This window comes from Microbacterium kribbense, assembly GCF_039537285.1.
Classification (GTDB): domain Bacteria; phylum Actinomycetota; class Actinomycetes; order Actinomycetales; family Microbacteriaceae; genus Microbacterium; species Microbacterium kribbense.
This window is the reverse complement of record NZ_BAABAF010000006.1, coordinates 70,754-87,385: the sequence shown is the minus strand read 5'-3', so window position 1 is coordinate 87,385 and position 16,632 is coordinate 70,754. Positions and strand designations below refer to the sequence as shown.

Genomic DNA, 16,632 nt, shown 5'->3' with positions numbered 1-16,632 from the left:
GTCGAGTCTACGGGCGCTGGTGCAGCCGCATCACGGCTGCACCAGGCGGGCGAACGCGCTCAGCCGGGTCACGCCGTCCGGCGTGCGGGGCAGGTCGTCGAGCAGTCCCGGACAGTAGAGCAGGTAGGCGGTGTGCTTGGCGCGGCTCAGGGCGACGTTGAGCCGATTCTGCAGCAGCAGGAACTCGAGCCCGCGTGGGGCGTCCCGGCCGCTGGAGGCGGCCAGCGACACGATCGAGACCGCCGCCTCCTGGCCCTGGAACCGGTCGACGGTGCCCACCCGCACGCCGCCCAGCCCGGCATCGGACAGGGCGCGTTCGACGACGACCTGCTGGGCGTTGTAGGGCGTGACGACGATGATGTCGTCCTGCGTCAGCGGCCGCGGCGGCAGCGGCAGGTCCGCCTGCACGTCGGTCCATGCCCGGCCGATCAGGCCGAGCGCCAGCCGCACGACCTCGGCGGCCTCTTCGACCGACTCGGTCGCATTGCCGTGGTGGCGCACCGCCACGGCGTGCACGCCCGGCTCGACGCCGTCGATCGCGCGCAGCGCCGCGCTGGTGCGCGAGGCGAGCTTTCCGTCGTAGGACAGCTGCGAGACCGGCGCCGCCACGGCCGGGTGCATCCGCCAGGAGCGGTCCAGGAACCGCCCGAACGCGGGCGGCAGCACGGCCGCGCCGGCCATCACCCAGCCCAGTGCCGACTCGTCGACCGGCTCGGGGTGGGTGCCCTGGCTCACCTGCGGCAGCTGCTGCGGATCGCCCAGCAGCAGCAGCCGCGAGGTCGCCGCCGCCACCGCTATCGTCGAGGCCAGCGAGAACTGGCCGGCCTCGTCGATCACCAGCAGATCCAGCGACCGGCGCGGCACACGCTGCGGGTGGCTGAAGTCCCATGCCGTGCCGCCGACCACGAAGCCGCTCTCGGCGTGGGCCTCGGTGAACCGCCCCAACGCGTTCTTGGCGAACGTCGTGAACGTCACCTCGCCGGTGGCGCCGGTCTTGCGCGCCTTGCCGACCAGTTCTGCGGGCACACCGGCATCCACCACCTGGTCGAGCATGTGCTCGACCACGGCGTGCGACTGCGCGACGACGCCGATCTTCCAGTGGTGCTCGCGCACGAGGGTCTCGATCACGTGCGAGCCGACATAGGTCTTCCCGGTGCCGGGCGGGCCCTGCACCGCCAGGTAGCTGCGGTCGAGGTCGCCCAGCGTGGCGACGATCGCGCCGATGTGGTCGTCGCCGGCCCGCTCCGGGTCGCTCAGCCCGCCGGAACGCGTGCGCGGCGGACGGCGGCGCAGGATGTCGGTGGCGGGGTCGGCGGGAAACCCGGGCGACGCCTGCACCAGTGCATCGGCCCACTCGTCGATCGCGCCCTGCTGGCTGCCGGCGCGCGGCGGCGCCTCGGGCGTCAGCGCCGTCGGCAGCGCCGCCCAGGTCACCCCGTCCACGCTGTTCTCGGCCACGACCGCGCCGTCGTCGAGCACCTCGAGGATCTCGATCGGATGCGGGGCGTGCACCCAGCGCGGCATCGCCCGAGTGGGGAACGGTGCGGGCGTCTCATACAGCGCGAAGGGCCGCGTTCCCTCGGTCAGCCGGGTGCCCGGTGCGAGCTCGCCGCGCAGTCGCAGCGTGCGGCGGATCGAGCGGGGGCCGGGATGCCAGTCCTCGAGCACCTCGCTGTGCGCGGCGTCGACCGCCACGACATCACGGGTGTCGGCCCACTGCGACAGCGGCTCGCCCAGGCGCAGGAAGTGCGCGGCCCAGTACGTCTTCGCCTCGCGCGGGTAGTAGTCGATGGCCGCCGCCGCCAGACGCAGCGCCTCGACGTCCGGGTCCGGCTCGGCGGGGCCGGCGGCTGCGGAGCCCGCGACCTCGGCGGCATCGGCGAGTCGGCGCAGCGTCTCGGCGCGCGGCGACGGCTGGTAGGCGCCCTCCGGCGCCTCCACCTCGCGCGAGGGCACCAGGCCCGACTCGCGCGCCCGCTCGACCAGCCAATTGCGCAGCCGCCGGGTCGACACGCAGTCATAGCGGTTGTAGTCGGCCAGATCGTCCAGCACCGACCGGGCCGCGGCATCTTCGCCCGCGTCCTGCAGCGCACGTGCCTGCACATATTTGACGATCGAGTCGTCGCCGCGCTGCACGTCGCTGGTGCGCACCTCGGCGCCCATGTACAGCGGCTCGAGCTTCTTGATCGAGTAGGAACGCGACCCCACCTTCACGGCCCGCCGCACCACGGGGTAGAGGTCGACGAACACGCCGTCGCGCAGCAGCGTGTCGACGTCGGCCTCGCGCACCCCGTACCGGGCGGCCATCGCCTGCAGATGCGCCGTCTCATACGGTGCGTAGTGGTAGATGTGCATGCCCGGGTGCTGTGACCGCAGCAGCGCGACGACGTCGAGGAACTGCTCGAGCGCGACGCGCTCCTGCGCGAAGCTGTGCGCCCACAGGGCGGAGTACTGCTCGCGCACGTCGACCCAGCCGAACAGGTAGTCGATGCCCCATTGCCGGGCCGGCCCCTCGGTGTAGAGCGGGTCGCCCTCGAAGTCGAAGAAGATGTCGCCGGCGTCCGGCAGCGGCAGCGAGCCGAGCGCCTTCGGGAACACCACCTGGTAGGTCGGCACCGCGGGGCCGGTGACGTCGGTGCCTTCGGGCGCGGGCACGCCGGCGGGGCTGGCCAGCTGCAGAGCGGCCTGGGTGCGCAGCAGCCCGAACGTCTCGGTGCTCATCTTCGCGGGCGGGGTGGATGCCGCGGCCAGGTCGTCGATCGTGCGGATGCCGGCATCCCGCAGCCGCTCGCGCTGGGTGGGCCGCATGCCGGCCACCAGCAGCAGGTCGCGGGAGGCCACCACCTCCAGGTCGCAGGTCGCGCACCGGCCGCATGCCACCACGGCCAGCTCGCCGCGCTGATCGCCCCACGCGATCGCATCTCCCGCGGCGCCCAGGTCGAGTCGCCGGTCGGCCACCAGCGCCCGCAGCCGGTCGCGGCGCAGCCGGAACACCGGTGCGATGTCGTCGACGCGATGCACGCTCGTGGTGCCGTCGCCCAGCAGCAGTTCGACGCGGTCGGCCCGCGCGATGCCCAGCCGGTCGAGCTGATCGGCATATGCCGCCAACTGCATGAGTGCGGTGACGCGGGCGTGCCGGGCGAGCTTGGCATCCTGCACGATCCAGCGGCCATCCTCGCCGCGCACCAGGAAATCGGCATAGCCGACGAACTCGGCGGTCTCGAAGGTGGCCTGGTAGACGACGCGGACGGCCGGATCGGCCAGCGCCGCCAGGGTCTGTGCGACGGCACCCGCGAAGCCGGCCGCGTCGGATGCCGGCGCGTAGGCGATCTGCGCCACCGCATCGGGGTATTGCCGCCGGTAGCGCTCCAGCACGCGCAGCTCGTGCGCGTCGCCCAGCCGCGCGGCACGAGCAAGCGTCTCGTCCTCGGGGTCGGGGACCTCGGGCACGCGCTGCAGCCGCGCGTCGATCTTGCGCAGCCAGGCGAACTCGCACTCGGCGGCGGTCTTCAGATCGCTCGCGCTCCAGACGAGCCGGCCTTCGTCTTCGATGTATCGCATGCCACCCCTCTCGGTCTCGACCCTACTGGCGGGCTCCGACCTCGCCGGCGGCGGGGTGGCACGCAGCGCCGCCGACACGCCGGCACCCGCATGGGCGCGAGCCGACCGGCGCGGTCGGCTCGCCCGAACGGGCCCGCGCAGGCCCGGTCTGCTACTCGGTGGCGACCGTGCCGTAGGCGAGGGTGATCACGTACGCGCCGGTGGACAGATCGACCAGGTGGAAGGCATCCTTGCGCTCGGGCGCCCAGGCCTTCGCGAACGGCGGGTCCAGCCGCACCGCCTCGGGGCGGATGCTCACTCCGCGCGGGTCGGCCTGGCGCACGGCCTGCACGCGCGACCAGTGCACGACCAGGCTCTCGTCGGTGGCCTCCTGCCAGAAGCTGCTGCCCCAGAGGTGCGAATGCGCGCGAATCTCGTGCAGTGCGGCCTCGTCGGCCTGCCGGGCGCGGATGTCGAGCCCGACGAGCCTGGTCGGCTCGAAGACGGCCACCACCGACGCGGTGCGGAAGCTCGCGGTGCGGACCATCAGTGGCACCTCGCGGCCGTCCACCACGGCGATCAGCCGGGTGTGGTGCCCGAACTGCACCGGCGCCTCACGCTGCACGTTCACGAACGCGGCGTCGATCTCGAGCCGCTCGGCGAGGATCGCCTTCGCCAATTGCCGGATGCGGCTGCCCGCCTCCGTGCCCGGCGCCCAGCCCAGCAGGACCGAGACCCCCGGCACCGTTTCCAGCTTCGTCGTTTCCAGCTTCGTCGGTTCCATCTCGACCACTCTCTCCGTCGGAGTCCGTGTCTTCCATCATGGCCTGTCGACCGCTGATCGTCGTCACCGACGTGGAAAACGGCCGGGCGGTGCGTCCGGCGGCGCTGTGCGATCGGCGCCGCGGTGGAAGACTAGGCGCATGGCACGACGGGCGACGATCGTCGGCAGCGGTCCGAACGGGCTGGCCGCGGCGGTCGCGCTCGCTCGCGCACACTACGACGTGCGGGTCATCGAGGCGTGCGCCACCGCCGGCGGCGGGGCGCGCACGGCCGAACTGACCCTGCCCGGGTTCCGGCACGACGTGTGCTCGGCGGTGCACCCGGCGGCGCTGAGCTCGCCGTTCTTCCAGGCGTTCGGCCTGGACCGCCTGGACTGGATCGTGCCGGAGGCATCCTTCGCGCACCCGCTGGACGGCGGCCGCGCGGCGATCGCCTGGCGGGATCTCGACCGCACGGTGGTGGGCCTGGGCGCCGACGGACCCGCGTGGCGCGCCGTGGTGCGCCCGCTGAACCGGCACCTGGCCCAGGTGGCCGAGTTCACCGGCAATCAGCTGATCCGCGTGCCGCGGCATCCGATCACGGCGGCCCGGTTCGCGCTGCGGATGGCGCAGGTGGGGACCATGACCGGGCGACGCGTGTTCGGCACCTTCCGCACCGAGGCCGGCGCCGCCCTCTACACCGGCGTGGCCGCGCACGCCAACACGCGGCTGCCGTCGCTGGCCGCTGCCGCCTCGGCGCTGTATCTGCTCGCACACGCGCACTCCACCGGCTGGGCCTATCCGCGCGGCGGCTCCGCCACGATCTCGGGCGCGCTGGTCGACGACCTGATCACGCACGGGGGGTCGCTCGACCTCAGCCACCGCGTCGAGGATCTCTCGGCGCTGGACTGGGGCGACCCCGACGCCGGTGATCTGCTGCTGCTGGATGCCGCACCGCGGCTGGCGCTCACCCTGCCGGACGTGCCGGCGCGCTATGCGCGTGCCGTGCGCAGGTATCGGTACGGACCCGCCGCCGCGAAGGTCGACTTCGCCCTGGACGGCCCGGTGCCGTGGACCAACCCCGATGTCGCCGCCGCGGCCACCGTGCATGTGGGCGGCACGCGGCACCAGATCGAGACGAGTGAGAACGCGGTCGCGGCCGGCGGCGTCACGGACCGGCCGTACGTGCTGCTCGTGCAGCCAAGCGTGCTCGACGCCAGCCGTGCGCCGGACGGCCATCAGACGCTGTGGGCGTACCTGCACGTGCCACCGGGCTCGACGCTGGACCCGACCGAGCTGATCAGCCGGCAGATCGAGCGGTTCGCGCCCGGCTTCCGCGACCGGATCCTGGCCACCCACGTCATGACGGCGGCTCAGCGGCACGCCTACAATCCCGCCGATATCGGCGGCGACATCCTCGGCGGCTCATTCACACTCGCGCAGGCCCTGCGCCGGCCGGTGCTGTCGACGACGCCGTGGCGCACGCCGATGCGCGGGGTGTACCTGGCCTCGGCGGCGACCCCGCCGGGGCCGGGCGTGCACGGCATGCCCGGCTGGCTGGCCGCCCGACAGGCGCTGCGCGACACGACCGATCGGCACCTGGGCCTGCACGACCTGTTCGGGTGAGCGCATGCGGTGGCGGGCAGAACTCCTCTCATCCGGGCACTTCCCGGCCCGGGGCGCCGCTGTGGCGGCCCGCGGCGTGCGGATCGAAGGAGTTCTGCACGCGCGGCTGACGAGGCGATGAGATGGACGGGTTCGCGGCGGTCGACTTCGGCCTGGCCCGGGAGGTGCTGCAGCGCGGCATCGCGGCACTGTTCATGGTCGCGTTCGTCTCGACGCTGAACCAGTTCCCCGCCCTGCTGGGCGAGCACGGCCTGCTGCCGGCGCCGCGGCTGCTGTCCTGGGCGCACTCGAGCACGAGTCGGGCCCGGATGCTGCGCCCCACGCTGTTCCGCCGGCTGCGCTTCACCGACCGCCGGTTGCGGGTGCTGTGCGTCAGCGGCATCGCCGTGGCCGCGGCGCTGGTCGCCGGCATCCCGCAGCTGGGCCCGCCGTGGGTGCCGATGCTGTGCTTTCTGGCGCTGTGGCTGGGCTACATGTCGATCGTCTCGATCGGCCAGACCTTCTACGGCTTCGGGTGGGAGATGCTGCTGCTGGAGGCCGGGTTCCTGGCCGCGTTCCTGGGCTCAGCCGACCAGCCGCCGTCGGTCGCGGCGATCGTGCTGTGCTGGTGGCTGGTGTTCCGGCTGGAGTTCGGCGCGGGCATGATCAAGATCCGCGGCGGCCGCGAATGGCGTGACCTGACCGCACTGACCTTCCACCACCAGACCCAGCCGATGCCGGGGCCGTTCAGCCGCCGGGCGCATCTGCTGCCGGGCTGGATGCACCGGCTCGAGGTGCTCGGCAACCACTTCGCGCAGCTGGTCGTGCCGTGGTTCCTGTTCGCCCCGATCCTGGGATTCTGGCTGCCCGGCCCGGTGCCGGCGATCATCGGCGCCGTCGCGGCGTCGCTGATCATCGCCACGCAGCTGTGGCTGGTGGCCACCGGCAACTTCGCGTGGTTGAACTGGGCCACCATCGTGCTCGCGTTCTCGGGCTACGGCATCCCGGGCATCGGCGCGGCCGGCCCGCGGCCGGACACGGTCACCGGCGGCCTGCCCCCGTTCTGGCTGGCCGTCACCTGTGCCGTGGCGGCGCTGTATCTGGTGGTGAGCTGGTGGCCGGCGCGCAACCTGATGGCGCGCCGGCAGCTGATGAACGCGAGCTTCAACCGCTGGCAGCTGGCCAATGCCTACGGTGCGTTCGGCACCGTCACCCGGGAGCGCATCGAGTACGTCATCGAGGGCACCCTGGACGACGATCCGGATGCCGCGACCTGGACCGAGTACGTCTTCAAGGGCAAGCCCGGCCCGCTGCGCCGCCGTCCCGCGCAGTTCGCGCCGTACCATCTGCGGCTGGACTGGCTGATGTGGTTCCTGCCGCTGGGCCGGTCGCTGGAAGGGTGGTTCCAGGTGCTGCTGGTCCGGCTGCTGGCGGCGGATGCCCCCACCCTGAAGCTGCTGCACGCCGACCCGTTCGACGGGCGCCGGCCCCGGTGGGTGCGGGTGGTGTCGTACCGGTACCGGTTCACGACACCGGCGCAGTTCCGCGAGTCGGGCCGGATCTGGATTCGGGACCGCCGGCATCTGCTGGTGCGGCCGCTGTCGGCGTGACGGGCCGGGTCACGCCGGGTCGAACGCGCGCTGCTGCACCGTGCTGGGACCGTGCCGGGAGGCCACCACCAGCAGCTGCGCCGGCAGCTGCTCTTTCATCGCCTCGACGTGACTGATCACGCCGACGGTGCGACCGCCCTGGCGCAGCTCGTCGAGGGTGCGCATGGCGAGGTCCAGGGTCTCCGGGTCGAGCGATCCGAACCCTTCGTCGATGAACAGCGTGTCGAGGCGGATGCCGCCGGCCCGGTCGGTGACCACCTGCGCCAGGCCGAGCGCCAGCGCGAGCGACGCGAGGAACGTCTCGCCACCGGACAGCGACTGCGCAGGGCGCGCCTGGCCGGTGTAGGCGTCGACGACCTCCAGCCCCAGGCCGCTCGCGCCGCGGCGTGCCGCGAGCGCGTCGGTGTGTGCGAGCCGGTACCGGCCCGACGACATCTCATCCAGACGCAGGTTCGCGGCGGTCACGATCTGCTCCAGTTCGGCGGCGAGCACGAACGTCTCCAGGTCCATCTTGCGCTCGTTGCGGCCGGCGACGGCGTTGGCCAGGCCCGCGACCAACTGCCGCTGCGCCTCGAGGTCGGCGATCTCGCCGTGCGCGGCGCGTGCGCGCCGCCCCAGCGCGGTCAGCGACGCGACGGCCTGGTGCGCCTCGGCGGCGGCGGTCACGCTCGCGTCGACCTGATCGCGGGCGGCGGTCATCGCGGCGGCACTGGCCTCCCGCGACGGCAGCGGGTCGGGCGCGTCGACCAGAGCCAGCTCGAGTTCGAGCAGCCGCGCCTTCTGCACCGCGAGCGCGGTCGTGTGCGCCTGCACCCGATCGTCGAGCTCGGTGCGCTCGGCGTCGGTGCGCAGCGCCGCGGCGGCAGCGGCCGCGTCGTCGAAGTCGGAGGCCGCGACCCGCTGATCGCGGTCGGCGGCAGCGTCGGCGGCCGCAGCGGCCGCCGCCGTGAGTGCGGCGATCGCGTCGCGCAGCGCGATCGCCGCGGCGCGCCGCTGCTGTGCGTGCTGGACGCGCAGCGCGACCGTGGCGAACTCGCCGCGGGCCTGCTGCACGGCGCTGGTCGCGGCGGTGATCCGCTCGGTGAGCGTCGCCGCCTGCTCGCGCAGCGCGGCCCGCGTGGTGCGCAGCGCGGCGATCTGCTCCTCGAGTTCGGCGCTGCGCCGGTCGATGCCGCTCCGCTGCTCGCCCAGGGCAGCTGCCCGCTGCGCGGCCTGCGCGGCGGCGGCGGCGCGCCCGGCGGCGGCCTCGAGCACCTCGTCTGCGGCGGGCACGTCCAGTCCGCCGGCCAGAGCGGCGGCGGCGGCCCGTGCGGCACGCAGAGTCGAGGTCGCTTCCGTCGCCGTCGTCGCGGCGGCGTGAGCCCGATCGCGCGCCTCGTCGGCCGCGGCGAGCTCGTCATCGGTCACGGCATCGGCAGAGGGCTCGGCGGGATGCGGATGCGCGGTGGATCCGCACACGGCACAGGGCTCGCCGTCCACGAGCTCGCCCGCCAGTGCGCCCGCGCGCTCTTGCACCCGACGGCGCAGCAGCGTCGTGGCAGCCACCGCGGCATCGGCGGCGGCGCCGGCGGCGGCGAGCTGGGCGCGCTGGGCGGCGTCGACCTCGTCGCGCAGCGCCTCGACCCGGCCGGCCGCCTCGCGGCGGGCCTGCGCCTCGGCCAAGGCGGCACGCGCGTCGTCACCGGTCGCGGCGAGTCGGTCCGCAGCGGCGTGCTCTTCCTCGATCGTGCGGCGCCGTGCGGGCAGCGCGGTGCGCTCGGTCTCGAGTTCGGCGGCCTGCTGCTCGGCCTCGGCGAGCGCGACCTGGCACCGTTCCCGTTCGTCGCGCACGGCTGAAAGAGCGCGCTCCTGCTCGGCCGCGGCCGCCCAGACCGCCAGGTGGCCGGTGACCTCGTCGATCAGCGCGTCCAGTTCGGCCGCGGTCGACGTCGGCGACCCGTCAACCTGCGTCCACGCCGTGCGGGCCGCCGCTTCCGCGGTCCGCGCGGCGTCGACGATCGCGGCGGCGCGGTCGGCGGCCTGCAGCGGTGCGCGCAGCGCCTCGGCCCGGCGGGCACGGGCCAGATCGGTGCGCGCGGCGTCGATCTCGGCGCTGCGCGCGTCGAGCGCGGCGACCCCGTCACGCGCGCGCGCGCGTTCGGCCGCACGCTCGTGCACCTGTGTCAGTTCGGTGTGCGCCGCAACCGCCGCATCGCGGGCGAGCACGGCCGCGTCGTGGGCATCGGCGAGCATTGTGACCCGGTAGGTGCCCCGCTCGGTGGCACGGTCGAGCTCGTCGAGGCGATCGGCGAGCGGGCGCTGCGCGACCGGCCCGGCGGCGGCCTCCGGCCCGACGGTACCGCCAGCGCCGGCGGCGACATCCGACCCGAATCCGTGGCTGCCGACGGTGCGCTCGGCTTCGCCGACGAGCACCTCCAGTTCACGCAGGCGGCCGGCGACGGCCGTTTCGGCGTCGCGACGGCGCTGGTCGAGTGCCTGTTCGTACTGCGCGTACGTGCGCGAGCCGAACAGCGTGCGCAGCAGCGCCTGCCGGTCGTCGTTGCCGGCGAGCAGGAACTCGGCGAACCGGTTCTGTGCAAGCAGGATGACCTGCTGGAACTGCTCGCGGCTCAGCCCGAGCACCTCGCCGAGCAGCTCGCCGGCCTCGCGCGGCCTGGCCGCACGGCCGATCCACACGCCGTCGACGAGCTCTTCGACGATCGCCCGGTGGCCCTCGGTGGTGAAGCCGGTGCCGCTCTTCTTGGGCCGTTCGTACTCGGGCGAGCGGGTGACCCGCCAGCGCCGGTCGCCGACGGTGAACTCCAGCTGCACCTCGGTGCGGTCGCCGGGCGCGCAGAAGTCGCTGCGCAGACGCTTGGCGACGCCTTCATAGCGCGGCACCTCCCCGTACAGCGCGAAGCCGACGCCGTCCAGAATGCTCGACTTGCCCGCACCGGTGCGCCCCGCGATCAGGAAGATGCCGTCGCCGTCGAACGCATCGAAGTCGACGACCTGCCGGGCGTGGAACGGGCCGAAGCCCTCGAGCTCGAGTCGGTGCAGCTTCATGCCGACGCCTGGGCGGCGACCCGCTCACCGACCACGTCGCGGATCAGCTCGGCCTCGAGGTCGGTGGCCCCCTCACCGCCGCGCACGTGCGCGAGGAACGCGTCGACCAGCTGCGCGTCGTTGCCGGCGGCGCCCACCCGTGCCGTGAACGTGCGGGTGTCGGTGACGGTGGCCGCGGGGGCGTGCCGCACCTCGGCGCAGAACGGAAAGCGCTGCTGCAGCCGCCGCATCGGGTCGACCTGCGCGGCGGTGTCGGTGTAGCGCGCGCTGACCCAGGCATCCTGCGCATCGTCGAAGCGCGGATCGGTCAGCAGCTCATCGAGCGTGCCCTCGATCGCCTGCAGCGCGCGGGGCACCGGCAACGGCAGCCACTGCACGTCGGCCAGGCCCTCGGCATCCAGCTCCACGAGCCACGACCCCCGCGGCTTGTCGCGTTCGCCGAAGCTGTAGTGCAGCGGCGCGCCCGCGTACCGCACCGCCTCGCTGAGCGTGCTGCGGCCGTGGATGTGGCCGAGCGCGACGTAGTCGATGCCGTCGAAGACGGCGGCCGGCACGATGTCGAGGCCGCCCTGCTGAATGTCGCGCTCCAGATGCGGGGTGGCCGCCACGCCCGAGGTGAAGCAGTGCGACATGACGATGGTGCGGCCGCCACGCACCGCGGCGTCGGTGCGCACCATGTGCATCGCGTGGCCGACCGCCTGTGCCTGTGTGCGCACGCCGGGCCACAGCCGCCGCACCAGGGTCGGCTCGAGGTAGGGGATGCCGTAGACGTGCACGGGTCCGTGTGCGTCGGCGATCGTGATCGGCGTGGCCAGGGCCGCCGGATCGGTCCGGACGTGGATGCCGTCGCGCAGCAGCTTCGCCTGGAACCCGAGCCGCGCCGCGGAGTCGTGGTTGCCACTGGTGACGATCACATGCGCACCGGTCTCGCGCAGGCCCGCCAGCGTGTCGGTCAGCAGCGTGTAGCAGTCCGGTGCGGGCGCGGCCGAATCGAACACGTCGCCCGAGACGAGCACGACGTCGACCTCGTGCTCGCGCACCTGGGCGACCAGTGTCTGCAGCACGTCCCGCAGCGCCGGCAGCGTCGCGTTGCCGTGGAAGGTGCGGCCGATGTGCCAGTCGGAGGTGTGCAGGATTCGCATGTCACCCACGGTAGGTGCAGCCTCCGACATCGCGGCCGAGGCGGGCCGTGCAGCGGCCGAGAGCCCGGGGCATTCGGTGGGCGCGTATGCTCCGAACATGGGTGCCGATCGTGCCGAGACGACGCCCGGCCCCGCCCCGTATCCGTTCACGCATGCGGGTGCGACGATCGTGGTCGAGGAGCACGGCGCCGGCGCGCGCACCTTTCTGCTGGTGCACGGCATCGGCCTGGGTCGCGGTGTCTTCGGGGAGCTGCCGGCCTCCTGGCGCCGCACGGGCGCGTCATCACGATCGATCAGCCCGGGTACGGGGCGGCGCCTGAACCTGCGCGCATCCTGACGATGGAGCGCACCGCCGACCTGGTCGCGGCGTTCCTGCGCGAGCGCGCGCCCGGCCCGGTCGTGGCCGTGGGGCACTCGATGGGCACGCAGGTGGTGCTCGAACTGGCGGTGCGGCATCCGGATCTGCTGGACCGGCTGATCCTGGCGGCCCCGACCGTGGACGTCCGCGAACGCACCGCCCTGCGGCAGCTGTCGCGCCTGGCCGCGGACCTGCTCGGCGAGAGCCCGATCGTGCTGGCCCGGGGCATGCGCGAATACCTGCGCGCCGGCCCGCATCTGCGCCGCAAGATGCGCGCGATGCTCGCGCACCGGCCCGAAGACGTCTTCGGGCGCGTGGCGGCGCCGACCCTGGTGCTGCGCGGCGAGCACGACCTGGTCGTTCCGGAGGCCTGGTGCCGATTCGTGGTGGACGCGATCCCGGATGCCCGGATGACCCACATCCGGAACCACGCGCACGAGACGATGATCCGCGACCCGAAGCTCGCGGCCGCGCAGATCCTGTCCTTCGCCGGCGTCGAGCCGCATTGAGTCGAGCGCCGGCGCGGTTATGCGGCCGGGTGCCGTTCCTTCAGGATGCCGGCTCGGTCCGGGTTCGCGGTGAACCAGTCCGAGACGTACCAGCACACCGGCAGCACCTTGCGGTCGCCGCGCTGCTCCAGGTCGGCGACGGCATGCTCGACGAGGAGTCCGGCGTAGCCGTGGCCGCGGAAAGTGGGCACCGTATAGGCGCGCGTCATGGCGACGGTGCGCCCGTCGTCCCGGTAGTCCAGCGCGCTGACGAGATCGTCACCGCGGTAGAGGGCGTATCGCGACGCGTCGGGTTCGTCCGCGAAATGCAGGTCGGTCATGGGGCCAGGCTAACCCGGTTGCGGGCACCGGGCGCCATCCCCGCCTGACGTGCGGCACATCCATAGCCGTGGCACTGCGTCGCACCCGGCACGAAACTCAGGCGCACGCCTGCGTGTTGAGCACTTTGCTGCGTTTGATCGCCGCAGGCGGTGGTGCGCAGAGCGATTTGACTGATGCCGCCAGAATCCGTCATAATCAGCCTCATGAGTCATAACACGCGTCCGCTGTCCGCCCGGGAGGCGAACGGGACTGTCGGCACCATGATGCCGCGACGTGTTGTGATGTGTTGTCGAATGTGCCGCTGAGTCGGTAACCCCCGCCGGGCTCGCGCACGCCGCCTTCGCAACCTCGAAGGCCGTGCCGCTGGAGCCCCCGAGCACCTCGTCGCACGCACTGCGCAAGGATGCCTCGCCCTGGCCCGTTCCGGGCCCTGATCGCAACACCCTCGTATCCCCAGGCCGGTCAACCGGCCGTCGGGTCTTTCCGTCAAGGACTTCTCCCATGTCGAACACCGCACTCCTCGAGCGTCCCTCCACCACCACCAGCCCCGCCCGCCCGGCCCTGCGCCTGGTCACGGACCGACCGGCCCCGGTCGCGCCGGCCGCGCCCGAGCGCCATCTGCCCGCCGGCACCACGCCCCGCGGCTTCGCCCTCTACGTCGGCTTCGACGAGATCAAAGCCGCGGCATCCGGCGTCTCACTGGGCACCATCGTCGACGCGCTGCGTCGGACGCTGGCCGAGGTCGCGCCGGCGGCCGAGACCTACGCGACCGTCGCCATCGCCGCGCAGGGCACCGGCGGTCGCGACGTCGACGTCGTGCGGCTCGCGCTGCACGAGCCCAGCGCCGTCGCCCGCACCAGGGCCGAGGAGGAGCCGGACGACGACGTCGCCACCGGCCACGTCGTCGTCGACATCTCACGCAAGCGCGTCGTGCTGGACGGCGAGTCGGCCGCGCTCACGTTCAAGGAATTCGAGCTGCTGCAGTACCTCGTGCTGCGCGAGGGCCGCACCATCGAGCGCACCGAGCTGGTGTCGTCGCTGTGGCAGACCGGCGGCGTGGATGCCCCCGGTGAGCGCACGATCGACGTGCACGTGCGGCGCCTGCGCGCCAAGCTCGGCCGCTACGAGGACATCGTGCGCACCGTGCGCGGGGTCGGCTACCGGTTCGACCGGCACGCCGACGTCGTGATCAACTACGGTCACGGCACCCCGTCGCCCGACCGGTTCTGAGCCGGATCACCGGCACCGGGCCCGGCCAGAACTCCGTCGATCCCGGCACCAAGGCGCCGAAAAGGGCTGTTCCGCGACCTGAACATCGCGGATGAGAGGAGTTCTGACCGCCCCGCCGGGCGTGCCATCTGCGCGGGCGGTCGGCAGGTGCATCGTCGCGCGTCACGCGCGCTTTTGCACCCGCCGCCCGAACGCCCAGACGACGCACCCCAGTGCGCACGCCGCGGCGATGACGATGCCCAGGTTCAGCGCCGACACGCCGAACGCGCCCGTCACCGGCGAGCCCAGCACTCCCCCGAAGAACTGCGCCGACCCGGTCAGCGCCGACGCCACGCCGCTGGCCACCAGGGTGGCCTGCCCCCAGCTGTGCGCCCCGGGCAGCACGAAGCCGGCGCCCGCGGCGAACAGCGTGGATGCCGCCCACGGCACGCCCTGCCCGGCGTCGACGGCGGCCGCGACCGCCAGGACCAGTCCGCTGACCGTGCACACCGCCAGCCCGACGCCGGTCGCCCAGGACGCCGGCCGACGGCGCACGACGACGCGGAAGACGAGGGTGGCGCTCAGCATCGCGACGGCGTTCGTGCCGAACACCAGCGCGAACGCGGCGGGCGGGTGCGCGAATTCGCGCTCGACGATGAAAGACGCGCTGGCGATGTAGGCATAGAACGCGAACGAGAACACGCCGATCGCCAGCGTCGCACCCACCAGGCCGCGGTCGCGCAGCCCGCGCGCCATCCCGCGGAGGACTCCGGAACCCGCCCGCACCCGCTCGTGCGCGGCGAGCGTCTCGGGCACGAACAGCGCGAACGCGACCGTCGCGACCGCGCCGAGGACGGCGAGGGTGACGAAGTCCGCACGCCACCCCCAGGCGTGTGCGATCGCGGCGCCGCCGGCGGGGGCGACGATCGGTGCGATGCCGGTCACGACCGACATCATCCCGATCCGCGAGGCGGTGACGCGCGGCTTGGCCGAGACATCCCGCAGCACGCTGCGCGCCACGACGATCCCGGCCGCGCCGAACAGTCCGGTCGCCACCCGCACCGCGATGAGGACGCCGGCGGTCGGGGCCAGCGCGCTGGCGAGGGATGCCGCGGTCCAGCCGATCGCCCCGATCAGCGTGATCGGACGCCGGCCGAACCGGTCGCTGAGCGGCCCCCAGAGCAGCTGCCCGACGGCGATGCCCAGCAGACACGTCGTGATGCTGGCCTGCGCGAGCGCCGTGCCGCCGCCGAGCTCGTCCTGGATCAGCGGCAGCGACGGCGTGTAGATGTCGATCGACAGCGGCGCGGCGGCGGTCAGCAGCGCGAGGATGACGAGGGTGCGCACCGTCCGCATGCGCGTGCCGGTGGCCCGGTCAAGCGCTGCGGCGGTGGGCATGCACCGACTCTAATCAGCACTGTCGGGCAGGTACGCGAGCACGTCGCACTGCACGAGTGAGCCGCCCTCCAGCGCGGCGCCCACGCTGTGCCGGGCCGGGCGATCGGCGGGGTCGGGGAACATCGCGACCCATTCGCGGTTCAGCGCCTCCCGGTCGCCCCGGTCGGCGAGGTAGAACGTCATCTTCGCGATGTCTCCGGTCGACCCGCCCGCGGCCGCCATCAGCGCGCGCACGTGTGCGAACACGTGCGCGCACTGCGCGTCCAGGCCCTCGGGCATCTGACCGGTCTCGGGATCGCGGCCGGTGAACACGCCCGAGACGAGCAGCGGGCCGATCCGGCAGGCGGCGGGTATCGGGTTGCGGTGGGCGAACCCGCTCAGGTGGATGCTCTGTCGACGCGGCATCCTCTCATCATTCCGCAACGACCCGGTCACCCGCGAGGACGCAACGAAGAAGCGGCCACTGCGCCGCGCACCCCTTGCGGATGTCGCAGGCCCCGGCGACACTCGCAGCATGAGAACGAACGACGGTGCTGCCCGATGAGCCCTACCGATGCGGCCGACGAACTCATCGTCGCCGATGCGCCGGCCTGGCGGGGCTGGCTCGACGCGCACGAGTCCGACTCGGACGGCGTGTGGCTCGTGCTCGCGAAGAAGGGCACGACCGACCCCACGCGGCTGACCTACGCCGAGGCGCTCGACGAGGCGCTGTGCAGCGGCTGGATCGACGGGCCGAAGGGCTCCCGCGACGCCGTCACGTTCCGGCAGCGGTTCACGCCGCGGCGCGCGCGGTCGATGTGGTCGGCGCGCAACGTCGCGCACATCGCCCGACTGACCGCTGAAGGCCGCCTGCGCGCCCGAGGTGACGCCGAGGTCGACCGGGCGAAGGCCGACGGACGCTGGGATCGTGCCTATGCGGGTTCGGCGACCGCTGAGCCTCCGGCCGAACTGCTCCGCGAACTCGACATGATCCCGGGCGGGCGGGCGACGTTCGACGCCCTCACCCGCGCCGAGCGCTATTCGATCCTGCATCCGCTGATGACCGCGCCGTCACCCCAGACGTTCGACGCGCGGCTGCGGCGCGCCCTCGAGCGTCTCGCGCCGAAGCCCGGCTGACCGCGGGCCCCCCACCGC

13 protein-coding genes are annotated in these 16,632 nt (G+C 73.3%); 6 read left to right on the top strand and 7 right to left on the bottom strand.

Features of this window, described 5'->3' with window-relative positions; genetic code table 11:
• Positions 1-30: 30 nt before the first annotated feature.
• Positions 31-3,561, bottom strand: a complete 3,531-nt coding sequence (locus tag ABD705_RS08650; protein ID WP_344782594.1) for a TM0106 family RecB-like putative nuclease — start codon at positions 3,559-3,561, stop codon at positions 31-33.
• Positions 3,562-3,712: 151 nt separating this feature from the next.
• Entirely contained in the window at positions 3,713-4,324 is a 612-nt protein-coding gene (locus ABD705_RS08645) for a hypothetical protein (protein ID WP_344782592.1), read from the bottom strand.
• A gap of 139 nt (positions 4,325-4,463) precedes the next feature.
• Between ABD705_RS08645 and ABD705_RS08640 the strand changes: the two genes are divergently transcribed.
• On the top strand, positions 4,464-5,927 hold the full coding sequence (locus ABD705_RS08640) for a phytoene desaturase family protein (RefSeq protein ID WP_344782590.1): 1,464 nt from the start codon (positions 4,464-4,466) through the stop codon (positions 5,925-5,927).
• A 122-nt stretch (positions 5,928-6,049) separates the two neighbouring features.
• The gene (locus tag ABD705_RS08635) at positions 6,050-7,516 is read left to right on the top strand and encodes a lipase maturation factor family protein (RefSeq protein ID WP_344782588.1); all 1,467 of its coding nucleotides are present in this window, start codon (positions 6,050-6,052) and stop codon (positions 7,514-7,516) included.
• Between the two features lie 9 nt (positions 7,517-7,525).
• On the opposite strand, the gene ABD705_RS08630 is transcribed toward ABD705_RS08635, so the two are convergent.
• A complete protein-coding gene (locus ABD705_RS08630) occupies positions 7,526-10,561 on the bottom strand; it encodes an AAA family ATPase (RefSeq protein ID WP_344782586.1) in 3,036 nt (1,011 codons plus the stop codon).
• On the bottom strand, positions 10,558-11,703 hold the full coding sequence (locus tag ABD705_RS08625; RefSeq protein ID WP_344782584.1) for an exonuclease SbcCD subunit D: 1,146 nt from the start codon (positions 11,701-11,703) through the stop codon (positions 10,558-10,560). The genes ABD705_RS08630 and ABD705_RS08625 overlap by 4 nt, the downstream gene beginning before the upstream one ends.
• A 97-nt stretch (positions 11,704-11,800) precedes the next feature.
• Between ABD705_RS08625 and ABD705_RS08620 the strand changes: the two genes are divergently transcribed.
• On the top strand, positions 11,801-12,040 hold the full coding sequence (locus ABD705_RS08620; protein WP_344782906.1) for a hypothetical protein: 240 nt from the start codon (positions 11,801-11,803) through the stop codon (positions 12,038-12,040).
• Positions 11,965-12,570, top strand: coding sequence for an alpha/beta fold hydrolase (locus ABD705_RS08615; protein ID WP_344782882.1), 606 nt, complete (start codon positions 11,965-11,967; stop codon positions 12,568-12,570). Before ABD705_RS08620 ends, ABD705_RS08615 begins: the two co-directional genes overlap by 76 nt.
• A 17-nt stretch (positions 12,571-12,587) precedes the next feature.
• On the opposite strand, the gene ABD705_RS08610 is transcribed toward ABD705_RS08615, so the two are convergent.
• Positions 12,588-12,890, bottom strand: coding sequence for a GNAT family N-acetyltransferase (locus tag ABD705_RS08610; protein ID WP_344782582.1), 303 nt, complete (start codon positions 12,888-12,890; stop codon positions 12,588-12,590).
• 502 nt (positions 12,891-13,392) lie between these two features.
• Here ABD705_RS08610 and ABD705_RS08605 point away from each other — a divergent pair.
• Positions 13,393-14,121 carry a winged helix-turn-helix domain-containing protein gene (locus ABD705_RS08605; protein ID WP_344782580.1) on the top strand — a complete coding sequence of 243 codons (729 nt, stop codon included), beginning with the start codon at positions 13,393-13,395 and terminating at the stop codon, positions 14,119-14,121.
• A 162-nt stretch (positions 14,122-14,283) separates the two neighbouring features.
• On the opposite strand, the gene ABD705_RS08600 is transcribed toward ABD705_RS08605, so the two are convergent.
• Both ABD705_RS08600 and ABD705_RS08595 read right to left on the bottom strand, forming a co-directional pair.
• Positions 14,284-15,498: a Bcr/CflA family efflux MFS transporter gene (locus ABD705_RS08600; RefSeq protein WP_344782578.1), complete on the bottom strand. Its 1,215-nt coding sequence runs from the start codon at positions 15,496-15,498 to the stop codon at positions 14,284-14,286.
• Between the two features lie 9 nt (positions 15,499-15,507).
• Positions 15,508-15,903, bottom strand: coding sequence for a RidA family protein (locus ABD705_RS08595; RefSeq protein ID WP_344782576.1), 396 nt, complete (start codon positions 15,901-15,903; stop codon positions 15,508-15,510).
• Between the two features lie 135 nt (positions 15,904-16,038).
• On the opposite strand from ABD705_RS08595, the gene ABD705_RS08590 reads away from it, so the two are divergent.
• Positions 16,039-16,614 carry a YdeI/OmpD-associated family protein gene (locus tag ABD705_RS08590; protein ID WP_344782574.1) on the top strand — a complete coding sequence of 192 codons (576 nt, stop codon included), beginning with the start codon at positions 16,039-16,041 and terminating at the stop codon, positions 16,612-16,614.
• Positions 16,615-16,632: the final 18 nt, after the last annotated feature.

Coding starts and splice junctions, on each gene's coding strand:
- ABD705_RS08610 (WP_344782582.1), bottom strand. CDS start 12,890: ATGACCGACCTGCATTTCGCGGACGAACCCGACGCGTCGCGATACGCC.
- ABD705_RS08650 (WP_344782594.1), bottom strand. CDS start 3,561: ATGCGATACATCGAAGACGAAGGCCGGCTCGTCTGGAGCGCGAGCGAT.
- ABD705_RS08590 (WP_344782574.1), top strand. CDS start 16,039: ATGAGCCCTACCGATGCGGCCGACGAACTCATCGTCGCCGATGCGCCG.
- ABD705_RS08630 (WP_344782586.1), bottom strand. CDS start 10,561: ATGAAGCTGCACCGACTCGAGCTCGAGGGCTTCGGCCCGTTCCACGCC.
- ABD705_RS08595 (WP_344782576.1), bottom strand. CDS start 15,903: ATGCCGCGTCGACAGAGCATCCACCTGAGCGGGTTCGCCCACCGCAAC.
- ABD705_RS08600 (WP_344782578.1), bottom strand. CDS start 15,498: ATGCCCACCGCCGCAGCGCTTGACCGGGCCACCGGCACGCGCATGCGG.
- ABD705_RS08635 (WP_344782588.1), top strand. CDS start 6,050: ATGGACGGGTTCGCGGCGGTCGACTTCGGCCTGGCCCGGGAGGTGCTG.
- ABD705_RS08645 (WP_344782592.1), bottom strand. CDS start 4,324: ATGGAACCGACGAAGCTGGAAACGACGAAGCTGGAAACGGTGCCGGGG.
- ABD705_RS08625 (WP_344782584.1), bottom strand. CDS start 11,703: ATGCGAATCCTGCACACCTCCGACTGGCACATCGGCCGCACCTTCCAC.
- ABD705_RS08620 (WP_344782906.1), top strand. CDS start 11,801: ATGGGTGCCGATCGTGCCGAGACGACGCCCGGCCCCGCCCCGTATCCG.
- ABD705_RS08605 (WP_344782580.1), top strand. CDS start 13,393: ATGTCGAACACCGCACTCCTCGAGCGTCCCTCCACCACCACCAGCCCC.
- ABD705_RS08640 (WP_344782590.1), top strand. CDS start 4,464: ATGGCACGACGGGCGACGATCGTCGGCAGCGGTCCGAACGGGCTGGCC.